Origin of the sequence: Limnohabitans sp. DM1, assembly GCF_001269385.1 — a bacterium.
In the GTDB taxonomy this organism is placed as follows: Bacteria; Pseudomonadota; Gammaproteobacteria; order Burkholderiales; family Burkholderiaceae_C; genus Limnohabitans_A.
The window spans coordinates 123,336-148,051 of the sequence record NZ_CXOO01000014.1; the positions used below are offsets into that span (position 1 = coordinate 123,336).

The following is a 24,716-nucleotide window of genomic DNA, read 5'->3' on the forward strand; positions in this document are numbered from 1 at the left end:
TCACACCGGCAGCACCGCGCCGGTGATCGAAATGTCCGTGTCTATCAAGAGCATGCCCTGTGACACCGAAGTGGCGTTGAGCACGTTGTAAACGTTGTACGTCTGAAGACCCGTCTGGGGCGTGGTGAATGTGACCCTGCCGGTATTTTGGATCGCAGCAGACTCGGCCGCATCGATCACGGTGTTGCCGTTGAAGTCATAGCTGAGCGTGCCAGAGACAATTTTGGCCAAGGTCATGCCCGAACCCAAGTCACTCAAGTCCATGGCATCGCCGCTGTTGCCGTCAATCATCAGGAAAGGCCGCAAGCTGAAGTTGCTGCTGGCGGCGTTACCCAGCGTCAAATCCGACAAATCCACAATGTCTGTGGCGGCCATCTTCAAGGTGTTGTTGCCGGTGCCGGTCAAGTCAATCCGTTCCACGTTCAACCAGTTGGCGGTGGCGTGCATGCTCAGCGTCAAGTCCAGCACCAGACCGGCGCCATCGAACTTGACCATGTCCATGCCCGCGCCCCCGCTGACGGTGTCGGCATTCGCATCGTTTTGCCAATCGAAATTGAAGATGAACACATCCGAGCCCAACTCGCCAAAAGCATAGTTGGTGCCAGCGCCCATCACGATGGTGTCGTTGCCAAAAATGGTGCCCACCGCGCCTTCACCGCCAACCAGGCTGTCGTCGCCCGCGCCGCCGTCCAGCCAGTCATCGCCAATACCCCCATTTATGCTGTCATTGCCGTCGCCGCCATACACCGTGTCCATGTCCTCGTTGGCAAAAATCGAGTCATTGCCAGCGCCACCGAAAATCAGGTCATTGCCAAAGCCGCCAAGCACCGTGTCGTTACCGGCATTGGTGATGAGGGTGTCGTTGCCGGTGTGACCGTTGACAGAGTCAGCCGAAAACCCGGTGGTGATGAGGTCGTCTCCCCCGCCGCCAAACACCGTGCTGGCGCCGTCCGAGCTGTAGATGGTGTCATTGCCACCGATCGTTTCCACCAAGAACTCATCGCCAAACAAGCGATCCCCGTTGGTCGAGCCCCCGTTGCGCGCATCGATGAAGTCGTTGCCATAGCCACCATAAATGGTTTCCACCGACGAGCTGCCCGTGGTGAAAATGGTGTCGTTGCCCAAGCCCGCAGAAATCACGCTGACTGCGCCACCGGTTTGCACAAAATAGTCGTCACCAGCGTCGCCTTGCAGGTATTTGCTGGTGCCGGTGCTCAGGATGGTGTCATTGCCCAGACCGCCAAAAACGCTGGCACTGACGCCATCGGTCCTGATGTCGTCGTTGCCGTCCCCCCCCCACAGAAAATCTGCACCGGCACCACCGATCAGGGTGTCGTTACCGGCATCCCCCATGATGCTGTCCACACTGACCCCACCCACCAGTGAGTCGTTGCCGTCGCCGCCCAACAAGGTGTTGGTGCCACTGCCGCCTACCAGCGTGTCATGGCCTGCGTCACCGAACATGTAGTTGAAACCCACACCCGAGGCATATACCTGGTCATCGCCGGCGCCGGCGTTCACGGACTGCACATAACTGGAACTCTCGAAGCCATTACCCACATACACCGTGTCGTTGCCCGCACCGGAGCTGACCGTGTCCGTCGCGGTTGCTGACTCACCCGTTTTGCCCACGTCAATGTAGTCGTTACCACTGCCGGTGATCACCCGCTCTGCGCCAAAAGTACCCGACCCGGCCTGAATCCAGTTGTTGCCGTTGCCTGCATCAATGTGGGTGATGCCGGTGCTGCCCCAGGTCCCGTAGTAGGGTGAACCCATGAAGTTCACGATCGTGTCGTTGCCAGCACCGGCATACACGGTGTCACTTTGATAGGACGTATAACTGTTGCTGGCCAGGTCCCCCATGTGGATGTAGTTGTCCCCCCCGGATACGCTCACAAATTCTGATGCTCCGCCGCCGGTGTAAATCGTGTCGTTGCCCATGCCCGCAAAGATGGTATCCGAGAGGGCATCCGTGCCTGCGGCATCAATGTAGTCGCTGCCGCCGCCCCCCCAAATGGTGTCGGCGCCACTGCCGGCGATGATGCTTTCCGAAGCCGCAGACCCCCATACCCTGTCTGCGGCAGAGCCTGTCCAGATGTGTTCAAAACCGCGCACATAATCCGCGCCGAGGGTGGCACCACTGATGGACACCTGCTGGAAACTGGCGGACCCACCGTCCAGACTCACCCAGATGGCGTTGCCCGATTGATAAAGCAACCAATCCACCCCTGCACCCCCATCGACCGTATCGGCCTCGTCGGCAGTGGCATTGGCGCCTGGGGAAATCGTGTCATTACCCGCCCCAGAAACAATCGAATCGGCACCGCCCCCTGACCAGATGGAGTCATTCCCCGAGCCTGTGCTGATGGTTTCGGCCCAGGTGCCAGTGGTCGTTCCAGCTGCGCCCACAAAAGTGTGGAACGTGACATTGCCATTGCCAAACAGCCACACATCCATGTAGCGGACTTCATCCGTGCCATAAGTCTGGCCGCCATTGACCGTGACGCTGGCCACGTTGTTGACTGGGGTGGCCAGGGCCGTGATATTGCCGCTGAAAGCGCGCAGGTCCAGCGTGTCCGCCGGGCCTGGGCTGACGGTTTCGCCACCCACATAGGTGTCGTTGCCCACCTCGAGCACAAAGGCGTCAGCGCCCGATCCGCCCACCAGGCTGTCATCGCCCGCACCGCCCCACAAGGTGTCGTTGCCAGCCACGGCTCTTAAGGTGTCGCGGCCTGCGCCACCTTGCAAGAAGTTGGCCACCGTGTCACCCACCAGTAAATCGGCGCCAAAGCCCCCGTACACGTTTTCAATGCCGGTCAGAATGTCGGTGCCCTCTGCGCCCCAGACACTGCCGTTGCCGGCAATGGCCACCGAGCCCACACCCAAGGACGTGCCCATGGTGCCCAAAGAAACCCCCAAAGACACGGTCACACCAGAAGCGGCCTGGCTGTAGTCGGCCCAGTCGTTGCCCGCCCCGCCGATCAGGGTGTCGTTACCCGCACCACCGGTCAGGGTGTCGTCCCCCAAGCCACCACTCAAGGTGTCCTGTCCTGCGGCACCACTGAGCCAGTTGCCCAGGCTGTCGCCCACCAAGGAATCGTTGCCCCCTGCGCCCAGCACGTTTTCGATGCTGAACAGCGAATCATTGCCCGTGGCCCCCTGCACCGTACCGGCCACCAGGTTGACCGTGACGGCACCCGTGACGTCGCCCGAATTGGGCGTGAAGTCGGCCCAGTCATTGCCCGCAGCGCCGTTGATGGAGTCGTTGCCAGCGCCGCCGCGCAAGGTGTCGTCGCCACCCGCGCCGTTCATGGTGTCGTTGCCCCCCCGTCCGGTCGCAAAGTCGGGGCCAGGTGTGCCCATCCAGAAGGTGCTGGCCGATGACAGTTGCGACAGGTACACCGCACTCACGCCGTTTTGCACCGCCACGGTGTCGTTGCCGCCCGTGCTGCCTCTGTTGGTGTAGAGCAGATAGCTGCTGCCTTCAATCTGCATCGTGTCAGCGGCCAGGTCGGCATTGGCGTCCAGAATGTCCCAGCCATCGGGCAGGAAGACCTTGCCATTGACACCGTCAATGCGCAAGAAAGCGGCCGCACCATTTTGGCCCGTGATCATTTCCACGTTGGCCATGTCCGTGCCCAGCTTGAGCTGATTGAGGCCGCTGCCGATGTCGATCACTTCAACACTGGTCAAAGCCCCCAGAACACGCCCGCCCGTGACGGTATCGGCCACCGTCAGGTCAAAGATCTGTCCGCTGCCGATCAACTGCAATTTGTCGGTGCCAGCGCCGCCCTGCAAATTGATGCCCGAGAAATCTCCGCCCAATTGCTCAAACGTGATGGTGTCATTGCCGTCACCTGCGGTGATCACCCCCGCAGCGCTGATGTTCATGAAGTCATCGCCCAGGCCGCCGTCGATCAGCGTGGTGCTGTCGCTGCCCAGGGTGTAGATGGTGTCGTTGCCCAAGCCCCCCAAAATGGTGTCATTGCCTTGACCACCCACCAGGATGTTGTCTTGGCCATCACCCACGATGCGATCACTCAAAATGGAGCCATAGGCGTTTTCGACTTGGCTGATCAAGTCTGTGGCCGCTCCCACACTGGCGCGACCGGCGGTCAAATCCACCGAGACCCCCACCGCCACCTGGGCGTAGTTGACCCAATCACTGCCGTCGCCGCCCTCCAGCAAGGCGCCGCCGCTGCTGGCCAGGGTGTCGTCACCAGCACCACCTTGCAAGGTGTCTGCGCCCGCACGGCCCCACAGGTAGTCATTGCCCGCACCGCCCATGAGCAGGTTGTTGGCGCTGTCCCCGATCAGGGAGTCATTGAACTTGCTGCCCTGCAGGTTTTCAACACCCACCAAGGAGTCTTGGTTGCCATAGCCGTCTGTGCCCAGTGAGGTGAACAAATCGACGTTGACCGCGCTCAGGTCAGCGTCGTAGTCAACCAGATCAATGCCCGCGTCACCAAAGAAGGTGTCGTTGCCCGAGCCACCCACCAAGGTGTCATCGCCCGAGCCACCGGCCAGGGAGTCGTTGCCGTCATCGCCGCGCAAACTGTCGTTGCCTGCGCCACCCCACAGGGTGTCGTTCCCGGCCCCGCCAATGATGCTGTTGGTGCCACTGTCACCGCCCAGGGCATCGGCAAAAGCGGTGCCCAGCATGTGTTCGATGTTCATCAGGGAGTCGGTCGAACCCACGCCATCAGCAAACGAGGCCATGGCGCCACCGGTCAAGGTGCCACTGGCGCCTGCCGTCGCAGCGCCATCGAAGATGAACCAATCATCGCCCGTGCCGCCATCGATCGTGTCGGCGCCTGCGCCGCTGATGAGCGTGTCGTCGCCAGCGCCCGCAGACACGCTGTCGGTGCCCGCACCACCGTCAATGATGTTGGCCTCTGCGCTGCCAAAAATCACGTCAGCGCCCAAGCCCCCTACCGCGTTCTCAATCGAGACCAGGCTGTCGCTGTTGGCGGCCACATTGGTGCCGGAGGCCACGCCCGTTTGCAAGTTGATGGTCACGGCAAGGGTCGCGCTGCTGTAGCTGATGGTGTCGCTTCCAGCCAGACCGTCAAAATCGTCATTCAAGCCCACACCGCGGACCAAGCCATTGAACAGATCGCCCTGTTCGGTGCCCGACATGCCCCAGCGCACCACGATGTTGTTGTTGTCGCCCAGGTTAAACCCCAGCGGAATCGATACATCGGTGATCACGTTGCCAGCCAGATCGGTCAGGCGTGCACCCAGGATGCTGTTGATCGTCAGGTCGGCGGTCGACTCATTGGGGCCCACGGTGTAGGTGCCCTCCAGCAGTCGACCCTCCGTTGCTGCCGTCAGGGTGACCACAGCACCCGTGTCCAATGCCAAACGAATGAAGGAGCCCGCCTGCACGACTTCGTTGATCGTGGCTGAAACATTGATGGCAGAGCCCACCACCGCGCCCCCCGTGGCGACCCCGTTGAGCACGGCGTAATTGAGCAAACTGCTGCTGAAAAAGCTTTCTGCCAAAGAGGTGGTGCTGTCGAGGGTGAATGTCAGGCTGGTGGTCACACTGACGTTGCCAAACGGGTCCGTCACACGGGCCTGCAAAGTATGTTGCCCGTCGGTCGTTGGCACAGCAAAGCTGTCTGACCAGCCTGCACCGTTCAGGTTGTAGGACACCGTGCCACCGCTTTCGACGTTGTCCACACTGATGCGGCCATCCTTGGTGATTTTGTCGCTGCTGCTGGAGCCGCTGTCACAGGTCAGCGCCAGAGTTGGTGCTTGTGTACTCAGGTCCAGCAGGAAGCTGAATACACGGTCTGTCCCGTTGTTGTTGGCCACATCGACCGCACGCACTTGCACGGCGTTGATGCCCTCTGTGGCACTGAAGGTTGTGGTCCAGGTATTGCCCCCATTGGTACTGTATTGGACGATGCCATTGGCCTCCACGCCCGAGACCGAGATTCGACCGTCATTGGTCAGCAAATCGCCATCCACCCCGGCATCGCACAACAGCGACACGGTGGGGGCCGCAGGGCCGGTGGTGTCCAGCGTGAACGTCAAGGGCGTGCTGGTGCTGAAGTTGCCCACTTGGTCAGTGGCGATGGCACGAACTTGATAAGCCCCATCGGTGATGGGCGAGAACGTGGCGGTGGGCGCACTCCAGCTGCCCCCGCCATCGGTACTGAACTGGTAGGTGACTGTCACGCCTGAGGCGTAGGTCTGTGAATACTTGACCAAACCGTCATTGGTGATGCGGTCCGACATGAACAGCGCACTGCGGCCGCTGTCGGTTTTCAGGCTCAAGGTGGGCGTGGTGGGATTCAGGGTCAAGCGCGTGAAGTCCAGCGCATCGGTGCGCTCGTTACCGGCTTTGTCCACCACTTTGACACTGACGGTGTAATCCGCGTCCAGTGTGGGCTGCACGTAGCTGGCCGCCCAATCGCGCACCGGCGTGCCATTGGCCAGGGTCACTTTGTAAAAAGTGCGCACATCGGCCAGCGCATCGGTGCCGGGGTCAAAACTGAGGGACAGGGCCACATTCGAGGTCACCCGGTCGGTGCTGCTGGAGCCTGTGTCCGAGGTCAAACTCAATTTGGGACTGTTGAGCGCCGTATCGAGCGTGAAACTCAGGCTGTTGCTCAAGCCCACGTTGCCAGCGCCGTCAATGGCCCGCACCGTGACCGTGTTGAGGCCGTCCACCGCAAAGAAGGTGCTGGAGAAACTCGCGCCACCATCGGTGGAATAGGACAGCACTTCACCCGCCGCGTATCCGGCCACGGTGATGGTGCCTGCATTGGTGTATTGGTCAATCCCGCTGGTGCCCGAGTCGCAGCTCAAAGTCACTGTGGGGCTGGGGGCTGTGTTGTCCAGCGTGAAGTTCAGGACATCGGACACCACACGGTTGCCCGCCGCGTCGCTGGCCCTTATGCGCACGCTGTTGCTGCCCTGAACGGCAGAGAATGTGCCCATCCAGATGCTGCCATCGGTGCTGAACTCCAGGACATCGCCCACGCTGGCACCCACCACGGAGATGGCGCCGTTGTTGCTGATGTTGTCGCCCGAGGTGCCGCTGTCGCAGGCCAGAACCAGGGTGGGCTTGGTGACCAGGGTGTCCAGCGTGAAATTGAGCGTTGCAGGCGTGCCCACATTGCCTGCGCTGTCGATGGCCCGCACACGCAAGGTGTTCGACCCTTCTCCGGCCGCAAACGTGGTGCTCCAGGTGCTGCCGTCGGTGCTGTATTGCAAGGTGGCGCCCGCCTCCAAAGAGCTGGCCGCCACGGTGCCCACATTGCTGATCTTGTCCGTGCCCAGGCTGCCGCTGTCGCAGACCAGTCCGACCGAGGGCGCGTCAGGGCCGGTGGTGTCCAGGGTGAAGCTGTAATCGGTGATCGCGCCCACCAGGCCGGCCGCATCGGTGATGCGCACCTTGACGGCGTTGACGCCTTCTGCCGCGCTGAAGGTGGTGGCCCAGGTGCTGCCATTGGTGCTGTATTCGATCAGGCTGGCCGTCTCGGGGGTGCTCACTTGCAAGCTGCCGGATGTGCTCAGCTTGTCCGAACTGCTGGCGCCACTGTCGCAGCTGAGGCTGACGGTGGGCGCCAGTGGCGCGGAATTGTCCAGCGTGAAGCTCAAGCTGCTGATTGGGCTGAGGTTGCCTGCCGCATCGACGGCACGCACCTGCAAGGTGTTCACGCCCTCCACGGCCGTGAAGGTCGATGCCCAGGTGCTGCCGTTGGTGCTGTACTGCACCGCAGTGCCCGCTGCGCTGCTGGCATTGACCGCGCCCAGCTGGCTGATCTGGTCAGTGGCGGACAGGCCACTGTCACACACCAGCGCGATCACAGGCGCCGCAGCGGCCGTGGTGTCGAGCGTGAAGGCCAGCGATTGGCTGCGCTGGTTGCCCGCCGCATCGGTGACGCGCACGCTCAGGGTGTTCGAGCCTTCCACAGCGGTGAAGGTGCTCGCCCAGGTGCTGGCGTTGGTGCTGTATTCCACGCTTGCACCCGCTTCCACCCCTGTCAAAGCCAGGATCGCGCTTTGGGTGATGGCATCGGCAGCGCTCGCGCCGCTGTCACAGGCCAAAGCGACAGTGAAGTTCGACACCGCCGTGTCCAGCGTGAAGCTCAGCGGCATGGCGCTGGCCACGTTGCCCGCGCCGTCGGTGACCCGGAGCATCACGGTGTTGGCGCCTTCGGCCGCCGCAAAGGTGGTGCTCCAGGTGTTGCCATCGGTGCTGAAGGTGACGCTGGCGCCGCTTTCCACATTGCCCAGGCTCAAACTGGCCAAGCTGGTGATTCTGTCGCTGCTGCTGGCGCCGCTGTCGCACGCCAGGCTCAAGGTGGGCGTGGCGATGGTTTTGTCAATCACCACGGCCAGTGTTTGGGCAGCGCTGGTGTTGCCTGCCGGGTCCATGGCGACCACGCTGATGGTGCCGCTGCTCATGGCCAGGCTGGCCGTGACCGACCAGGCGCCGCTGGCGTCCACGGTGGTGCTCAGCACCTCGCCCGTGGCGGGCATGGTGACCACGATGGTGTCGCCTTTGAAGCCTGTGCCGCTCAGGGTGGGGATGTCGATGCGGGTGATCAGGTCGCTCAGATTGCCGCTGTTGCTGGCATCGTCGAGCTTGACGGTGAAGTCCGGTGCACGCGTGTCCACCGCATAACTGGCCGAGGCCACCGTGCCCGCATTTCCGGCCTCGTCGGTGTAGGTATTGGCCAGCACAACGCTGTTGCTGTCTGCTTCCACACCTGCGGCAGGGGTGAATGTGGCCGTCCACACGAGGCCATCGGCACTGGCGGTGAAGCTGCCCAGCGTGCCGTTGGACGCAGAGACATCGGCGTTGCTGAAACCCAGCACTTTTTCACTGAAGGTGATGGTCACCGTCGCGCTTTCGCCCATCTTGAGTGACGCATCACTCAGACGCACAACAGCAGCGGGCGATAGCCGATCAATGGCGTAGTTGGCGCTGGTGGCCACCAGGCCGTTGTTGCCTGCCAAGTCGTTGTACCCATTGGTGATGTGAACAGAATTGGTCGCGACTTGCACCGCGTCAGGCGTGAAAGTACCCAGCCAGGTTTGTCCACCGTCTGTGGACACCAGGGTGCTGAGCGTGCCGTTTTGCACACGCACATCGCTGTTGTCAAAGCCGGTCACTTTTTCACTGAAAGCAATCGTGACCTGGGCAGTTTCGCCCGCCTGCAAATTGACATCGGACAAGCTGATGCTGGCCGTGGGTCCCTGGGTGTCCACGGCGTAATTGACACTGGAGGCGGTGCCCCCGAGGTTGCCCGCCAGGTCTTTGTAACCGGCTGCGGCCACGGTGATGCTGTTGCTGGCCACTTCGATGCCCGCGTTGGCGGTGAAGGTGCCCACCCAAGTGATGCCGCCATCGCTGCTGGCCAGGGTGCTCAGCGTGCCGTTGGGCGCTGTCACATCGCTGTTGTCAAAGTTTTGCACCGCCTCACTGAAGACGAGTGTCAGCGTTGCGTTTTGTCCTGCGGTCAATCGGGTGACGGCAGCGCCACTGGCATCTTTGAGGGTCACTTGGGCGCTGGGCACCTTGGTGTCCAGAATGTAGTTGCCGCTGACGCTGCTGCTGCCCGCATTGCCCACCAGGTCGGTGTAGGTGTTGGCCAGTGCCACCAGGTTGGTGGCGTCCTCCACGTTGGACGTGGGCGTGAAAGTGCCTTGCCAGGTGGTGCCCCCGTCAGCGCTGGTCAGAGTGCCCAAACTGCCATTGGCCACCGTCACATCTTCGTTGCTGAAGCCTTGCACGGCCTCGCTGAACTTGACGGTCAAGGTGGTGCTTTCGCCCGCTTTGAGAAACTCGCTGCCCAAGGTGATGACGGCTGTGGGCGCCTGGGTGTCCAGGCTGTAGTTGCCACTGGTGCTGCCCGTGCCGCCATTGCCGGACAGATCGCTGTAAACCGGGCCCAGGGTGATGATGTTGCTGGTGTCTGTCACATTGCTGGCGGGCGTCAAGGTGGCCGTCCAGGTTTGGCCGCCATCGCTGCTGAGCAGATTACTCAGCACGGCGTTCTCGGCCGCCACATCGCCCAAATCAAAACCCGTGACTTTTTCACTGAAGACGATGGTGACGGTGGCCGTTTCTCCGGCCTTCAAGGAGGCCTTGCTGATGGCCATGCTCTGCACCGTGGGTGCCAGCGTGTCCACCGTGTAGGTGTGGCTTTGACTGATGCTGCGGCTGTTGCCTGCGGCATCGGTGGCAATCACCAGCACATTCACGGTTTTGTCAGGGTCGGCAATCAAATCAGCCGTGTCCACATTCAGACTGAAATGCCCCACCGCATTGAGCACACCCGTCACGGTTTTGCCATTGACCATGACGCTGACTGCATCCCCTGCGCGCGCCTGGGTCACGGCACCTGTCACGGCCGTGAGGGCTGCCTGGGCGTCCACCGGCCCGATGCCGTTGTCACCGGTGATGGCACCCACCGTCAAGACCGGCGCCGGACTGGTGGTGTCCAGCGTGAAATTGAACACCACCGGTGTGCTGATGTTGCCCGCCACATCGGTTTGCCTTACCTGCACACTGTTGTCGCCTTCGGTGGCCGTGTAGGTCACGCTCCAGGTGTTGCCGTTGGTGCTGTATTCCAGCAAAGCCCCGGATTCACTCGTGACGTTCATGGACCCGATGGTCGTGACCTTGTCGCTGCTGCTCACACCCGAATCGCACAGCAAGCTCACGCTGGGGTTGCCGACGGTCTTGTCAATGACCACAGCGAGGTTTTGCGTGGCATTGGTGGCGCCCGTGTAGTTGACCACCACCAGGCCCGAGCTGATCGGGTTGACGGGTGTGACGCTCCACAAGCCATTGATGTCCACCGTGGTGTTGAGCTCTTCCAGCGTGCCGGGCATGGTCACTTTGACCGAATCGCCCGGCTTGCCCGTGCCGCTGATGGTGGGCGTATCGTCGTTGGTGGTCAGATCGGTCAAAGTGCCGCTGTTGCTGGTGTTGGCCAGAACCGCCGTGAACGTGTCTCCCTTGGTGTTCAAGGTGAAGTTCAAGGGATCTGAAATGGCCTGGTTGCCTGCTGCGTCTGTGCTGCGCACATAGACCGTGTTGCTGCCTTCGACTGCGCTGTAGCTGCTGATCCAACTGCTGCCATTGGAGCTGTATTCGATCAGGGCCCCCGCATCGGCACCCAGGACCTGCAGCCCCCCCTGTGTGGTGACCAGATCGCTGGGCGTGCCCGTGTCGCAAATCAATGACAAGCTGGGCTTGGTGATCCGTTGATCGACCGTAAAGGTCAGCGTAGACACTGCTCCGGCATTGCCCGCCGCATCCACCACCCGTGCCTTGACGGTATTGACGCCCTCGCCTGCGGCAAAAGTGGCGGCCCAGGCGGCACCATCGGTGCTGTATTGCAGGCTGCCGCCAGCTTCCAGTGTGGTCGCCAGGATGGCACCACTGTGGGTGATTTTGTCGGTGCCCGAGCTGCCGCTGTCACAGATCAAGGCCAAAGCAGGTGCAATGGGCGCCTGGCTGTCCAGGGTGAAGGCCCATTCGGTGACACCCGAGACCAGACCGGCCAAGTCGGTGACCCGCACACGCACGGTGTTGGCGCCCTCAGAAGCCGCGAACGTGGTGGCCCAGGCGCTGCCGTTGGTGCTGTATTCGATGAAACCGCCAGTTTCGGCCGTGCTGATTTGCAAGCTGCCATTCAAGCTCAGCTTGTCGCTGGCAGAGCTGCCACTGTCACAGGCCAGGGCCACTGTGGGATTGGATGGTGCCGTGGTGTCCAGACGGAACACCAAAGTACCCACCTCGCTCAAGTTGCCTGCCAGATCCATGGCGCGGGCATACACCGTGTTGGCGCCTTCAGCGGCTGCAAACGTGGTGCTCCAAGTGAGCGCATCGGTGCTGAACATCACTGTGGCACCCGTTTCATGGCTCACGTTGATCGCGCCTTGCGCGGTGATCCGATCGCTGCCGTTCAAGCCCCCATCACACACCAGCGAGATGACGGGTTGATCGGGCCTCAAAGTGTCCATCGTGAAGGCCATGTCCTTGATGCGCACATTGCCTGCCGCATCGCTGACACGCACCTGGAAGGCATTGCCACCCTCCACCGGCACAAACGTGCCCAGCCAGGTGCTGCCGCCATCGAGGCTGTAGCTGATGGCATCGCCCGCCACGACACCTGTGGTCTGCAGCCCGGAGGCGCTGGTCACCTTGTCTGTGGCCAGGCCACTGTCACACAGCAAGGCCACGGTGTAATCAGCCACCGAACTGTCCAGGGTGAAACTCAAGGGGCTGGAGACCGCCGCATTGCCCGCACCGTCCGTGGCGCGCACGGTCAGGGTGTTCAGGCCTTCGTTGGCCGTGAAGGTGGTCAACCACAAGATGCCGTTGGTGCTGTATTCGAGCGTTGCACCGGCCTCGGCCGTGACGCTGATGGCGCCTTGCTGCGTGATTTTGTCAACTGCGCTGATGCCGCTGTCGCAGACCAGCACCACCACAGGGTTGGCGATGGTTTTGTCAATGACCACGGCCAGTGTTTGCGTGGCGGCGGTGGCACCTCCCGTGCTGGTGGCACTGATGCTGATATTGCCGCTGCTGATGGCCAAAGTGGGCGTGACCGACCACAGGCCATTGGCCCCGACGGTGGCTGTCATCACTTCGCCGGTGCCTGGCATGGTGACCGTGATCACATCCCCATTGGAGCCGGTGCCCGTGATGGTGGGGGTGTCGTCACTGGTGACCAGGTCGCTCTTGGCGCCCGTGTTGCTGCTGTCATCCAGACGTCCGGTGAAGCTGGGCGCGCGGGTGTCCACCGCATAGCTGGCACTGGCCGCAGTACCGGCGTTGCCAGCCAGATCGGTGTAGGTGCTGGCCAGGGACAAGCTGTTGACTGGCACCTGGATGTTGGCAGATGGCGTGAACGTGGCCACCCAGCTCAGTCCGTCGGCGCTGGCGGTGAAGGTGCTCAGCGTGCCATTGGGCGCTGACACATCGGCATTGCTGAAGCCACTGACGCGCTCACTGAAGGTGATGGTGACCGTGGCGCTCTCTCCGGCTTTGATGGCCGTGTTGCTCAAGCTGATGCTGGCTGTGGGCGAGAGGCGGTCAATGGCGTAGTTGGCGCTCGTGGCGGCTGCGCCTTGGTTGCCTGCCAGATCGGTGTAGCTGTTGGCCAGGCTGAGCACATTGCTCGCTGATTGCACCTGCCCCGGTATGAAAGTGCCCACCCAGGTGCCGCCACCGTCGGTGCTGGTCAGCGTGCTCAGGGTGCCGTTTTGCACTGTCACATCGGCGTTGCTGAAACCGGTGACTTTTTCCGTGAAGGTGATGGTGACCGTGGAGGTTTCACCGGCCAGCAAATCGACATCGCTGAAGCTGATGCTGGCGCTTGGCCCCTGGGTGTCAATGGCGTAGTTGGCGCTGGCGGCCGCTGCCCCGGCATTGCCTGCCATGTCGGTATAGCTGGCCTGTGCCACGGTGATGTTGTTGGTCGCGTCTTCGATGGCCGCGTCGGCTGCGAAGGTGCCCGTCCAGGTGATGCCACCATCTGCGCTGGTCAGGGTGCTGAGTGTGCCGTTGGGGGCCAACACATCGGCGTTGTTGAACCCCTTGACCGCTTCGCTGAACGTGATGGTCACATCCGCGCTTTGGCCTGCCGTCAAACTGGTGATGGCCAGGCCTGCGCTCTTGAGCAAGATCGTGGCGGTGGGCGCCTTGGTGTCCAGGCTGTAGTTGCCACTGGTGCCTGTTTGACCGGCATTGCCCACCAGGTCGGTGTAGGTGTTGGCCAGGGTGATGACGTTGCTGGCATCTTCCAAATTGCTCAGGGGCGTGTAGGTGCCCGTCCAGGTCAAGCCACCATCTGCAGTTGACAAGGTGCCCAGGCTGCCGTTTTGCACCGTCACATCGTCCTGGCTGAAGTTTTGCACCGCCTCACTGAAGCGGATGCTCAGTGTCGTGGTGTCCCCGGCTTTGAGGGTTTCATTGGCCAGTTGGATGATGGCCGTGGGGGCCTTCGTGTCGAGGCTGTAGTTGGCGCTGCTCAGGCCGCTGCCCGTATTGCCCGCCAGATCGGTGTAGGTGGCCGTGATCTGCAGCACATTGCTGGTGTCTTCAATGTTCATGCTGGGCGTGAACACGGCGCTCCAGGTGGTGCCGCCATCGCTGCTGAGCAACTGACTCAGGCTGCCGTTGGCTGCGGTGATGTCGCTGACATCAAAAGCGGTGACTTTTTCACTGAACACCATGCTCACCGTGGCGGTTTCGCCCACTTTGAGACTGCTCTTGTCGATGCTCAGGCTCTGCACCACGGGTGCCACGATGTCCACCGTGTAAGCACGGCTGGCTGAGGCATTGGCCTGATTGCCTGCCGCATCGCTGGCGCTCAGCACCACATCCAGGCTTCGGTCGGTGTCAGCGATCAAATCGGTGGTGGTCACGTCCACGCTGTAATGCCCTGACAAGTCCACCGTGGCGGTGAATGTGCGGCCATTGACGAACACACTGACAAGATCGCCTGCGCGCGCTTGTGTGACATCACCGGACACGGCGGTGCTCAGGGCTTGCGCATCGACCGGGCCGATGGCGTCATCGCCAAAAACGGGTTCTATGCTCAATGTGGGCGCAGGTGCCGTGGTGTCCAGGGTGAAAGTCAAGGCCGACGAGGTGGCCACGTTGCCCGCCACATCGGTCTGGCGCACCCACACGGTGTTGAGGCCTTCGGTGGCGGTGAAGGTGCTGGCCCATGCCGTGCCATTGGTGCTGTAGCTGACCGAGGCACCATTTTCAAGGCCGCTGATCACCAGTTCAGCACTTTGGGAGATCCGGTCGCTGGCACTGGCGCCGCTGTCACAGACCAGCGCCACGGTGGGCTGGGCCACGGACTTGTCGATGGTCAAAGCCAGTGTTTGCGGCAGCGATGACGCACCGGCACTGTTCCTGGCCAGCACACTGACCGAGCCGCTGGCCATGGTCAAGCTGGGGGTCAAGGACCACTGGCCGTTGGCGCCCACGGTGCTGGACAGCACTTCTCCAGAGCCCGGGAAGGTCACCACGATGATGTCGTCGGCCGCACCCGTGCCACTGATCGTGGGGGTGTCATCGTTGGTGATGCGGTCGCTGGTGGCACCGCTGTTGCTGGCGTCATTGAGCTGGAAGGTGAACGACGGCGCACGGGTGTCCACGCTGTAGAGCGCGCTGGCCGCTGTGCCTGCATTGTTGGCCAGGTCGCTGTAAGTGCTGGCCAGTGTCAGGGTGTTGTTCAAGGCCAGGAAGTTGGCCGTGGGGGTGAAGGTGGCCGTCCAGACCGTGCTGTCCGCATTGGCAGTGAAGGTACTGAGCGTGCCGTTGGGCGCGCTCACATCGCCATTGGAGAACCCTTGCACGGCTTCGCTGAAGGCAATGCTCACGGTGGCACTTTCACCGGCCGTCAAAGCGGTGTCGCTCAAGCTGATGGTGGCTGTGGGCGCGAGTCGGTCCAATGCATAGTTGGCGCTGACGGCGCTGCTGCCCTGGTTTCCGGCCACATCGGTGTAGCCGTTGGACAGGCGCACCACGTTGCTGCTGTCCTGTGCATTGGCCGGGGTGAAGGTGCCTACCCAGGTACGGCCACCGTCGGTGGTGGCCAGGGTGCTCAGGGTGCCGTTTTCGACCCTGACATCGGTGCTGTCAAAGTTGCTGACTTTTTCATTGAAGGTGATGGTCAAGACAGCTGTCTCGTTGGCTTGCAAATCGGTGTCACTCAGGGTGATGGTGGCTGTGGGGCCTTGCGTGTCCACTGCGTGGTTGGCACTGGAGGCCGCGCCGCCTGCATTGCCCGCCAGGTCGCTGTAGGCGCCTGGGTTGATGCTCAGGCTGTTGACGGCCACTTCGACATTGGCGTTCGGCGTGAAGGTGCCTGTCCAGGTGACGCCGCCATCCGTGCTGGCCAGCGTGCTCAACTGTCCGTTGGGGGCATTGACATCGGCATTGCTGAAGTCTTTGACCGCTTCATTGAAGGTGATCGTCACCGCCGCACTTTGGCCAGCCGTCAAACTCGTCACCACCGTGTTGGTGAAGTCTTTGAGGACAATGCTGGCGCTGGGCGCTTTGGTGTCCACGCTGTAGTTGCCACTGGTGACGGCCACGCCGGCATTGCCGATCAGATCGCTGTAAGTGTTGGCCAGCGCAATCGTGTTGAGCGCCACCTCAGTGTTGGCGTTGGGGGTGTAAGTGCCGATCCAGGTGATGCCACCATCGGCGCTGGAGAGCGTGCCCAAGGTGCCGTTTTGCACCGTGACGTCTTCGTTACTAAAACCTTGCACCTTTTCACTGAAGGTGATGGTCAAGGTCGTGGTTTCGCCCGCTTTGAGGGCTTCATCGGCCAGCGCAATGACCGCTGTGGGCGCTTTGGTGTCCAGGCTGTAGTTGCCACTGCTGCCGGTGGTACCCGCATTGCCTGCCAGGTCGGTGTAGTTGGAGAACACCTGCACCAGGTTGCTGGTGTCTTCGATCATGCTGCTGGCCGTCAGGGTCGCGGTCCAGGTCAAGCCACCGTCCGTGCTGGCCAATGCACTCAAGCTGGCGTTGTCTGCCGACATATCGCCCAAGTCAAAGGCCTGCACTTTTTCTGAAAAACGCACCGTCACCGTGGCGGTGTCTGCGGCTTTGAGAACGGTTTTATCCAGGGTGACGCTTTGCACAGAAGGTGCCGATGTGTCCACACTGTAAGTGCGGCTGGCTTGCGCGCTGGCGGCATTGCCCGCAGCGTCTGTCGCGTTGATGAACACTTCCAGTTTCTTGTCGGCATCGTCCACCAAGTCCACTGTGTCAATCTGGATGTTGTAGCCCCCCACCGCGTTCACGGTGCCGGTGTAGGTTTGCCCATTGACCTGCACTTGCACCAGATCGCCCTGGCTGGCCTGCAAGGCCACACCCGTGATGGTGGTGCTCGGGTTGGCGGCGTCGGCAGGCCCCACGGCGTCGTCGCCGCCAATGGCGGCCACGGTGATGCTGGGCACGGGCACTTGCGTGTCCAGCGTGAAGCTGAACACCGTGGGTGTGCTGATGTTGTCGGCCTTGTCGGTTTGACGCACCTGCACGGTGTTCAGGCCTTCTTGCGCCGTGAAGGTGCTGCCCCAGGTGCTGCCGTCGGTGCTGTACTCCAGCACGGCATCACTTTCAATCTGCCCGATGTTCAGATTGCCCACCGTGGTGATTTTGTCGCTGCTGCTGGCGCCCGAGTCGCACAGCAGGCTGACTGTGGGCGAGGCCGCGATTTTGTCGATGATCACCGCCAGGCTGACGGTCGAGTCCACGCTGCTGCCCGCCTGCAGTGTCCGGGCCACCAGAACGTTGCCCGAGGAAATCGTCAGCGATGGCGTGACCGACCACAGACCATTGATGTCCACCACGGCATCCAGAACCTCGTTGGTGCCGGGCATGGTCACGCGGATGCGGTCGCCCACAGCCCCCGTGCCGCTGATGACAGGCGTGTCCTGACGGGTGATCAGATCGTTGAGTGAACCACTGTTGCTGAGGTTGTCCAGGCCCGCAGTGAATGTGCCCGCCTTGGTGTTGAGCACAAAGGTCAGCATGTCCGACACGGCGCTGTTGCCAGCCTGATCCGTGACACGGGCATACACGGTGTTGTTGCCTTCGGCCGCGCTGTAGGTGTTTGTCCAGCTGGTGCCATTGGTGCTGTATTCGACCACAGCACCGCTTTCAATGGCAGAGCCGCCTGCGCTGCCGGGCACATTGAGCGAGCCATCTATCGTGACTTTGTCACCCGGTGTTCCTGTGTCTGACACCAGCGTCAACGTAGGCTTGCTGATGAACGTGTCCACCGTGAAGCTCAAGGTAGTGGCAGGGCCTGCGTTGCCTGCGGCATCCACCACCCGTGCCTGCACGGTATTGCTGCCCTCGCCTGCAGCAAAGGTGCTGCCCCAAGCCAGTCCGTCCACGCTGTATTGGAGGGTGGCACCTGACTCCAGGGTCGTGGCCAAAATGCTGCCGCTCTGGCTGATTTTGTCGGTGCCCGAACTGCCGCTGTCACAGACCAGCGCCAAAGTGGGCACCGTGGGCGCCAGCGTGTCCAGGGTGAAATTGAAGGTGCTGACCGCACCCACATTGCCTGCGGCGTCCGTCACACGAATTTGTACAGCATTGGCGCCTTCCATGGCGCTGAACGTGGTCAGCCAGGTGCTGCCATTGGTGCTGTATTCAATTTGCCCACCGCTTTCGCTGGTCACGCTTTGCAGCAGGGCCTGCTTGCTGAGTCGGTCGCTGCCACTGCTGCCGCTGTCGCAGACCAGGGTGGTGAGCACAGCGGCGGGTGTCGTGGTGTCCAGGGTGAAGCTCAGGCTGCTGGCATCACTGACATTGCCTGCCGTATCGGTGGCCCGGGCATACACCTTGTTGACGCCTTCTGTGGCCACAAAGGTGGTGCCCCAGGTGCTGCCATCGGTGCTGTAAGCCAGGACCGTGCCTGTCCCATGGGACACATTGATGCCCCCTTTGGCTGAAATCAGGTCACTGCTGCTCAAGCCGCCATCACAAACCAGGGTGATCACGGGCGCGCTGGGTTTGACACTCTGAAGCTGGAAAGCCAGGTTTTGCGTTCTCTGATTACCTGCCGAGTCCGTCACGCGCACGGTGATGGCGTTGGCGCCTTCGCTGGCCTGGAAATCATTGGCCCAGCTCGTGCCATCGGTGCTGTATTGCACATGGGCACCCGCTTCAACCCCGGACAGAATCAAGTTCGGGGTGTGGGTGATCAGATCGCTGGCTGTACCACTGTCACAGGCAAGCGCTACGGCAAAGGCAGCCACTGTCGTGTCCAGGGTGAAATTGAGCGGCACAGACAGGGCACTGTTGCCTGCCCCGTCGGTCACTCTGACAGTGACACGGTTGAGGCCCTCTGCCGCATTGAACGTGGTGGTCCATTGCAGGCCATCGGTGCTGTAGTCCACTTGTGCGCCAGCCTCAAGGCCGGCGAGTGTCAAGGCACCAAAGCGGCTGGCGTTGTCGGTGCTGCTCGATCCGCTGTCGCAAGTGAGGGTGAGCGTGGGCACTGCGATCACTTGATCAATGACCACATTCAGCGTCTGCGCGGTGCTGGTGTTGCCCGCCACGTCAATGGCCACCACACTGACCGTGCCCGTGCTGATGGCCAGATTGGGCGTCACCGTCCAAGTGCCGTCTGCAGCCACGGTGGTGCTGATCACTTCCAATGTGCCGGGCATCGTGACACGGATGAGGTCCCCCTCCACACCCGAACCGCTGATGGTGGGTGTGGCGTCAGAGGTCATCAGATCGGTCAGCGTGCCGCTGTTGCTGGCGTCGTCGAGTTTGACCGTGAAGCTCGGTGCCTTGGTGTCCACGGCGTACGTGGCCGTGGCCACCGTGCCCGCATTGCCCGCTTCGTCGGTGTAGGCCGTGCTCAGGCTCAGCGTGTTGCTGGCCGCTTCGGTGTCCACTGCTGGTGTGAAGGTGGCTGTCCAGATCAGGCCGTCTGCGCTGGCGGTGAATGTGCTCAGAGCCCCATTGGGCGCCGTGATGTCCGCGTTGCTGAAGTCTTTGACTTTCTCGCTGAAGGTGATGGTCACCGTGGCGCTCTCGCCTGCTTTGAGGGCGTTGTCGCTCAGGGCAATGCTGGCCGTGGGCGCTTTGAGGTCAATCGCGTAGTTGGCGCTGCTGGTGCTGGCGCCTGGGTTGCCCGCCACGTCGGTGTAGCTGTTGGCCACGCTCATGACGTTGCTGGCATCGGCCGTGCCCGCTGTGGGCGTGAAGGTGCCCACCCAGGTCTTGCCCTCGTCGGTGGTGGCCAGGGTGCTCAGCGTGCCGTTCTCCACGGTCACATCGTTGTTGCCAAAGCCGGTGACTTTTTCACTGAAGACGATGGTCACTTGTGCGCTCTCGCCTGCCGTGAGCGCGCTGTCGCTCAGGGTGATGCTGGCTGTCGGACCTTGGGTGTCCACAGCGTAGTTGGCACTCGATGCGGCTGAGCCTGCGTTAGCGGCCAGGTCGCTGTAGGCACCGGGGTTGACGCTGATGCTGTTGGCGGCGACTTCCACGTTGGCGTTGGGCGTGAACGTCGCGGTCCAGGTGGTGCCGCCGTCGGTGCTGGCCAGGGTGCTGAGCGTGCCGTTGGGCGCTGTCACGTCGGCGTTGCTGAAGTCTTTGACCGCTTCGCTGAAGGTGATGGTCAGCTGGGCGCTTTGACCGGCCGTGAGGCTGGTCATCGGTGCACCTTGGGCGTCTTGGAGGCTGACGGTGGCCGAGGGGGCCTTGGTGTCCACGCTGTAGTTGCCGCTGGTGCCCACGGTCCCGGCGTTGCCGATCAGGTCGCTGTAGCTATTGGCCAGCGTGATGACGTTGGTGCTGTCTTCGAGGTTGATGCTGGGCGTGTAGGTGCCGGTCCAGACGATGCCGTCTGCGCTGCTCAGGGTGCCCAGACTGCCGTTGGCCACGGTGACGTCGTCGTTGCTGAAGTTGACCACTTTCTCGCTGAAGGTGATGGTCAGTGTGGTGGTCTCGCCCGCTTGCAAGGCTTCGTCGGCCAGTTTGATCGTGGCTGTGGGGGCTTTGGTGTCCAGGCTGTAGTTGTTGCTTACGCCTGCTGTGCCTGGGTTGTCCGACAGGTCGGTGTAGTTGGCCAGCACTTTGACCACATTGCTGGTGTCTTCGATGTTGGCAGTCGCGGTGAGTGTGGCTGTCCAGGTCAGACCGCTGTCGGCTGTGGCCAGGCCGCTCAGTGTGGCGTTGTCAGCGCTCAGGTCCGACAGGTCAAAGGCTTTGACTTTCTCGCTGAAGCCGATGGTGACGGTGGCGGTTTCACCCACTTTGAGGGCGCTCTTGTCCAGCACGATGCTTTGCACCGTGGGTACGGTGATGTCCACTGCATAGGCTCGGGTGGTCGATGCCATCTGGGTGTTGCCTGCCGCATCGCTGGCCATGAGCACGACTTCAAGGGTGCTGCCGGAGTCGGCAATCAGGTCGGCTGTGGCCACGCTCACGCTGTAGTTGCTCAAAGCGTCCACGGTGCCTGTAAAGGTTTGGCCGTTGACCAGCACTTTGACCTCGTCGCCTTCGCGGGCGTCGCTCACGCTGCCGGTGATGGCGGTGTGGGTTTGCACGGCGTCAGCGGGGCTCAGGGCGTCGTCGCCGCCAATGGCGTTGATGCTGACCGTTGGCACTGGGGCGGTGGTGTCCAGTGTGAAGTTCAATGTACTGGCCGCGCTCACGTTGCCTGCGGCGTCGGTCTGGCGCACGCTCACCGTGTTGGCGCCGTCAGTGGCTGTGAAGGTGCTGCTCCACGTTGTGCCGTTGGTGCTGTATTCGATGGTGGCGCCTGCCTCCAGGTTGCTCACCGTGATCTGGCCGGTTTGGCTGATCAGGTCTGTGGCACTCGATCCGCTGTCGCACGCCAGCACGAGCGTCGGTGTGCCCACCGTTTTGTCAATCACCAGGGCCAGTGTTTGCGCTGCACTGGTGTTGCCTGCTGGATCGGTGGCGATCACGATCACGTTGCCGCTGGCGATCACCAGGGTCGGTGTGACGCTCCACTTGCCGTCTGCGGCCACCGTGGTGCTCAGCACTTCAAGGGTGCCGGGCATGGTCACTTGGATGATGTCATCCTTGGTGCCCGTGCCGCTGATGGTGGGCGTGTCGTCGTGGGTCAGGCGGTCTGACTTGGCGCCGCTGTTGCTCGCGTCGTCGAGTTTGACCGTGAAGCTCGGTGCCTTGGTGTCCACGGCGTACGTGGCCGTGGCCACCGTGCCCGCATTGCCCGCTTCGTCGGTGTAGGCCGTGCTCAGGCTCAGCGTGTTGCTGGCCGCTTCGGTGTCCACTGCTGGTGTGAAGGTGGCTGTCCAGATCAGGCCGTCTGCGCTGGCGGTGAAGGTGCTCAGAGCCCCATTGGGCGCCGTGATGTCCGCGTTGCTGAAGTCTTTGACTTTCTCGCTGAAGGTGATCGTGACGGTGGCGCTCTCGCCTGCTTTGAGGGCGTTGTCGCTCAAGGCGATGCTGGCCGTGGGCGCTTTGAGGTCTATCGCGTAGTTGGCGCTGCTGGTGCTGGCGCCTGGGTTGCCCGCCACGTCGGTGTAGCTGTTGGCCACGCTCATGACGTTGCTGGCATCTGCCGTGCCTGCGGTGGGCGTGAAGCTGCCCACCCAGGTCTTGCCGCCGTCTGTGGTGGCCAGGGTGCTGAGCGTGCCGTTTTCTACAGTGACGTCGGTGTTGTCAAAGTCGGTGACTTTTTCGCTGAAGACGATGGTCACTTGCGCGCTCTCGCCTGCCGTGAGCGCGTTGTCGCTCAGCGTGATGCTGGCCGTCGGGCCTTGGGTGTCTACCGCGTAGTTCGCGCTGGCTGCAGCTGCGCCTGCGTTGTTCGCGAGGTCGCTGTAGGTGCCAGGGTTGACGCTGATGCTGTTGGCCGCCACTTCCACATTGGCGCTGGGCGTGAACGTCGCGGTCCAGGTGGTGCCGCCGTCGGTGCTGGCCAGGGTGCTGAGCGTGCCGTTGGGCGCTGTCACGTCGGCGTTGCTGAAGTCTTTGACCGCTTCGCTGAAGGTGATGCTCAGCTGGGCGCTTTGACCTGCCGTGAGGCTGGTCATCGGTGCACCTTGGGCGTCTTGGAGGCTGACGGTGGCCGAGGGGGCCTTGGTGTCCACGCTGTAGTTGCCGCTGGTGCCCACGGTCCCGGCGTTGCCGATCAGGTCGCTGTAGGTGTTGGCCAGCGTGATGACGTTGGTGGTGTCTTCAAGGTTGACGCTGGGCGTGTAGGTGCCCGTCCAGACGATGCCGTCTGCGCTGACCAAGGTGCCCAGGGTGCCGTTTTGCACCGTGACATCCGCGTTGCCAAAGTCTTGCACCTTCTCGCTGAAGGTGATGGTGAGTGTGGTGGTTTCACCGGCTTGCAGGGCTTCGTCGGTCAGTTTGATCGTGGCTGTCGGGGCTTTGGTCTCGACGCTGTAGTTGTTGCTTGCCCCTGCTGTGCCTGGGTTGTCCGACAGATCGGTGTAGTTGGCCAGCACTTGGACCACATTGCTGGTGTCTTCGATGTTGGCAGTCGGGGTGAGTGTGGCGGTCCAGGTCAGGCCGCCATCGGCTGTGGCCAGGTTGCTCAGTGTGGCGTTGTCAGCGCTCAGGTCCGACAGGTCAAAGGCTTTGACTTTCTCGCTGAAGCTGATGGTGACGGTGGCGCTGTCGCCCAGTTTGACGGCGCTCTTGTCCAGCACGATGCTTTGCACCGTGGGCACGGTGATGTCCACGGCGTAGGCCCGGTTGGCAGATGCCATCTGGGTGTTGCCTGCTGCATCGCTGGCCATGAGCACGACTTCGATGGCGCTGCCTGAGTCAGCAATCAAATCAGCCGTGGCCACGCTCACGCTGTAGTTGCCCAAAGCGTCTACGGTGCCGCTGAAGGTTTGGCCGTTGACCAGTACTTTGACCACATCGCCTTCGCGGGCGTCGCTCACGCTGCCGGTGATGCCGGTCTGGGTTTGCACGGCGTCAGCAGGGCTCAGGGCGTCGTCGCCGCCAATGCCGTTGATGGTGACTGTTGGCACTGGGGCGGTGGTGTCCAGCTCAAAGCTCAGCGTGCTGGTTGCGCTTACGTTGCCGGCGGTGTCTGTCTGGCGCACGCTCACCGTGTTGGCGCCGTCGGTGGCTGTGAAGGTGCTGCTCCAGGTTGTGCCGTTGGTGCTGTATTCGATGGTGGCGCCTGCCTCCAGGTTGCCCACCGTGATCTGGCCGGTTTGGCTGATCAGGTCTGTGGCACTCGATCCGCTGTCGCACGCCAGCACGAGCGTCGGTGTGCCCACTGTTTTGTCAATCACCAGGGCCAGTGTTTGCGCTGCACTGGTGTTGCCTGCTGGATCGGTGGCGATCACGATCACGTTGCCGCTGGCGATCACCAGGGTCGGTGTGACGCTCCACTTGCCGTCTGCGGCCACCGTGGTGCTCAGCACTTCAAGGGTGCCGGGCATGGTCACTTGGATGATGTCATCCTTGGTGCCCGTGCCGCTGATGGTGGGCGTGTCGTCGTGGGTCAGGCGGTCTGACTTGGCGCCGCTGTTGCTCGCGTCGTCGAGTTTGACCGTGAAGCTCGGTGCCTTGGTGTCTACCGCATAGCTGGCCTGCGCTGTGGTGCCGGTGTTGCCCGCTTCGTCGCTGTAGGCCGTGCTCAGGCTCAGCGTGTTGCTGGCCGCTTCGGTGTCCACTGCTGGTGTGAAGGTGGCTGTCCAGATCAGGCCGTCTGCGCTGGCGGTGAATGTGCTCAGAGCCCCATTGGGCGCTGTGATGTCCGCGTTGCTGAAGTCTTTGACTTTCTCGCTGAAGGTGATCGTGACGGTGGCGCTCTCGCCTGCTTTGAGGGCGTTGTCGCTCAAGGCGATGCTGGCCGTGGGCGCTTTGAGGTCTATCGCGTAGTTGGCGCTGCTGGTGCTGGCGCCTGGGTTGCCCGCCACGTCGGTGTAGCTGTTGGCCACGCTCATGACGTTGCTGGCATCGGCCGTTCCCGCTGTGGGCGTGAAGGTGCCCACCCAGGTCTTGCCCTCGTCGGTGGTGGCCAGGGTGCTCAGCGTGCCGTTCTCCACGGTCACATCGTTGTTGCCAAAGCCGGTGACTTTTTCGCTGAAGACGATGGTCACTTGTGCGCTCTCGCCTGCCGTGAGCGCGCTGTCGCTCAGGGTGATGCTGGCGGTGGGGCCTTGGGTGTCCACAGCGTAGTTGGCACTCGATGCGGCTGAGCCTGAGTTGCCTGCCAGGT

At 62.2% G+C, this 24,716-nt stretch carries 1 protein-coding gene (only partly in view); it reads right to left on the reverse strand.

Features of this window, described 5'->3' with window-relative positions:
- Nucleotides 1-24,716, reverse strand: the 3' portion of a protein-coding gene (locus AMM33_RS05560) for an Ig-like domain-containing protein (RefSeq protein ID WP_194945258.1). 7,408 nt of this gene lie beyond the right edge of the window; 24,716 of the gene's 32,124 nt are visible here — the last part of the coding sequence; its start codon lies beyond the right edge, outside the window — the gene reads right to left on this strand; it ends in the stop codon at nucleotides 1-3.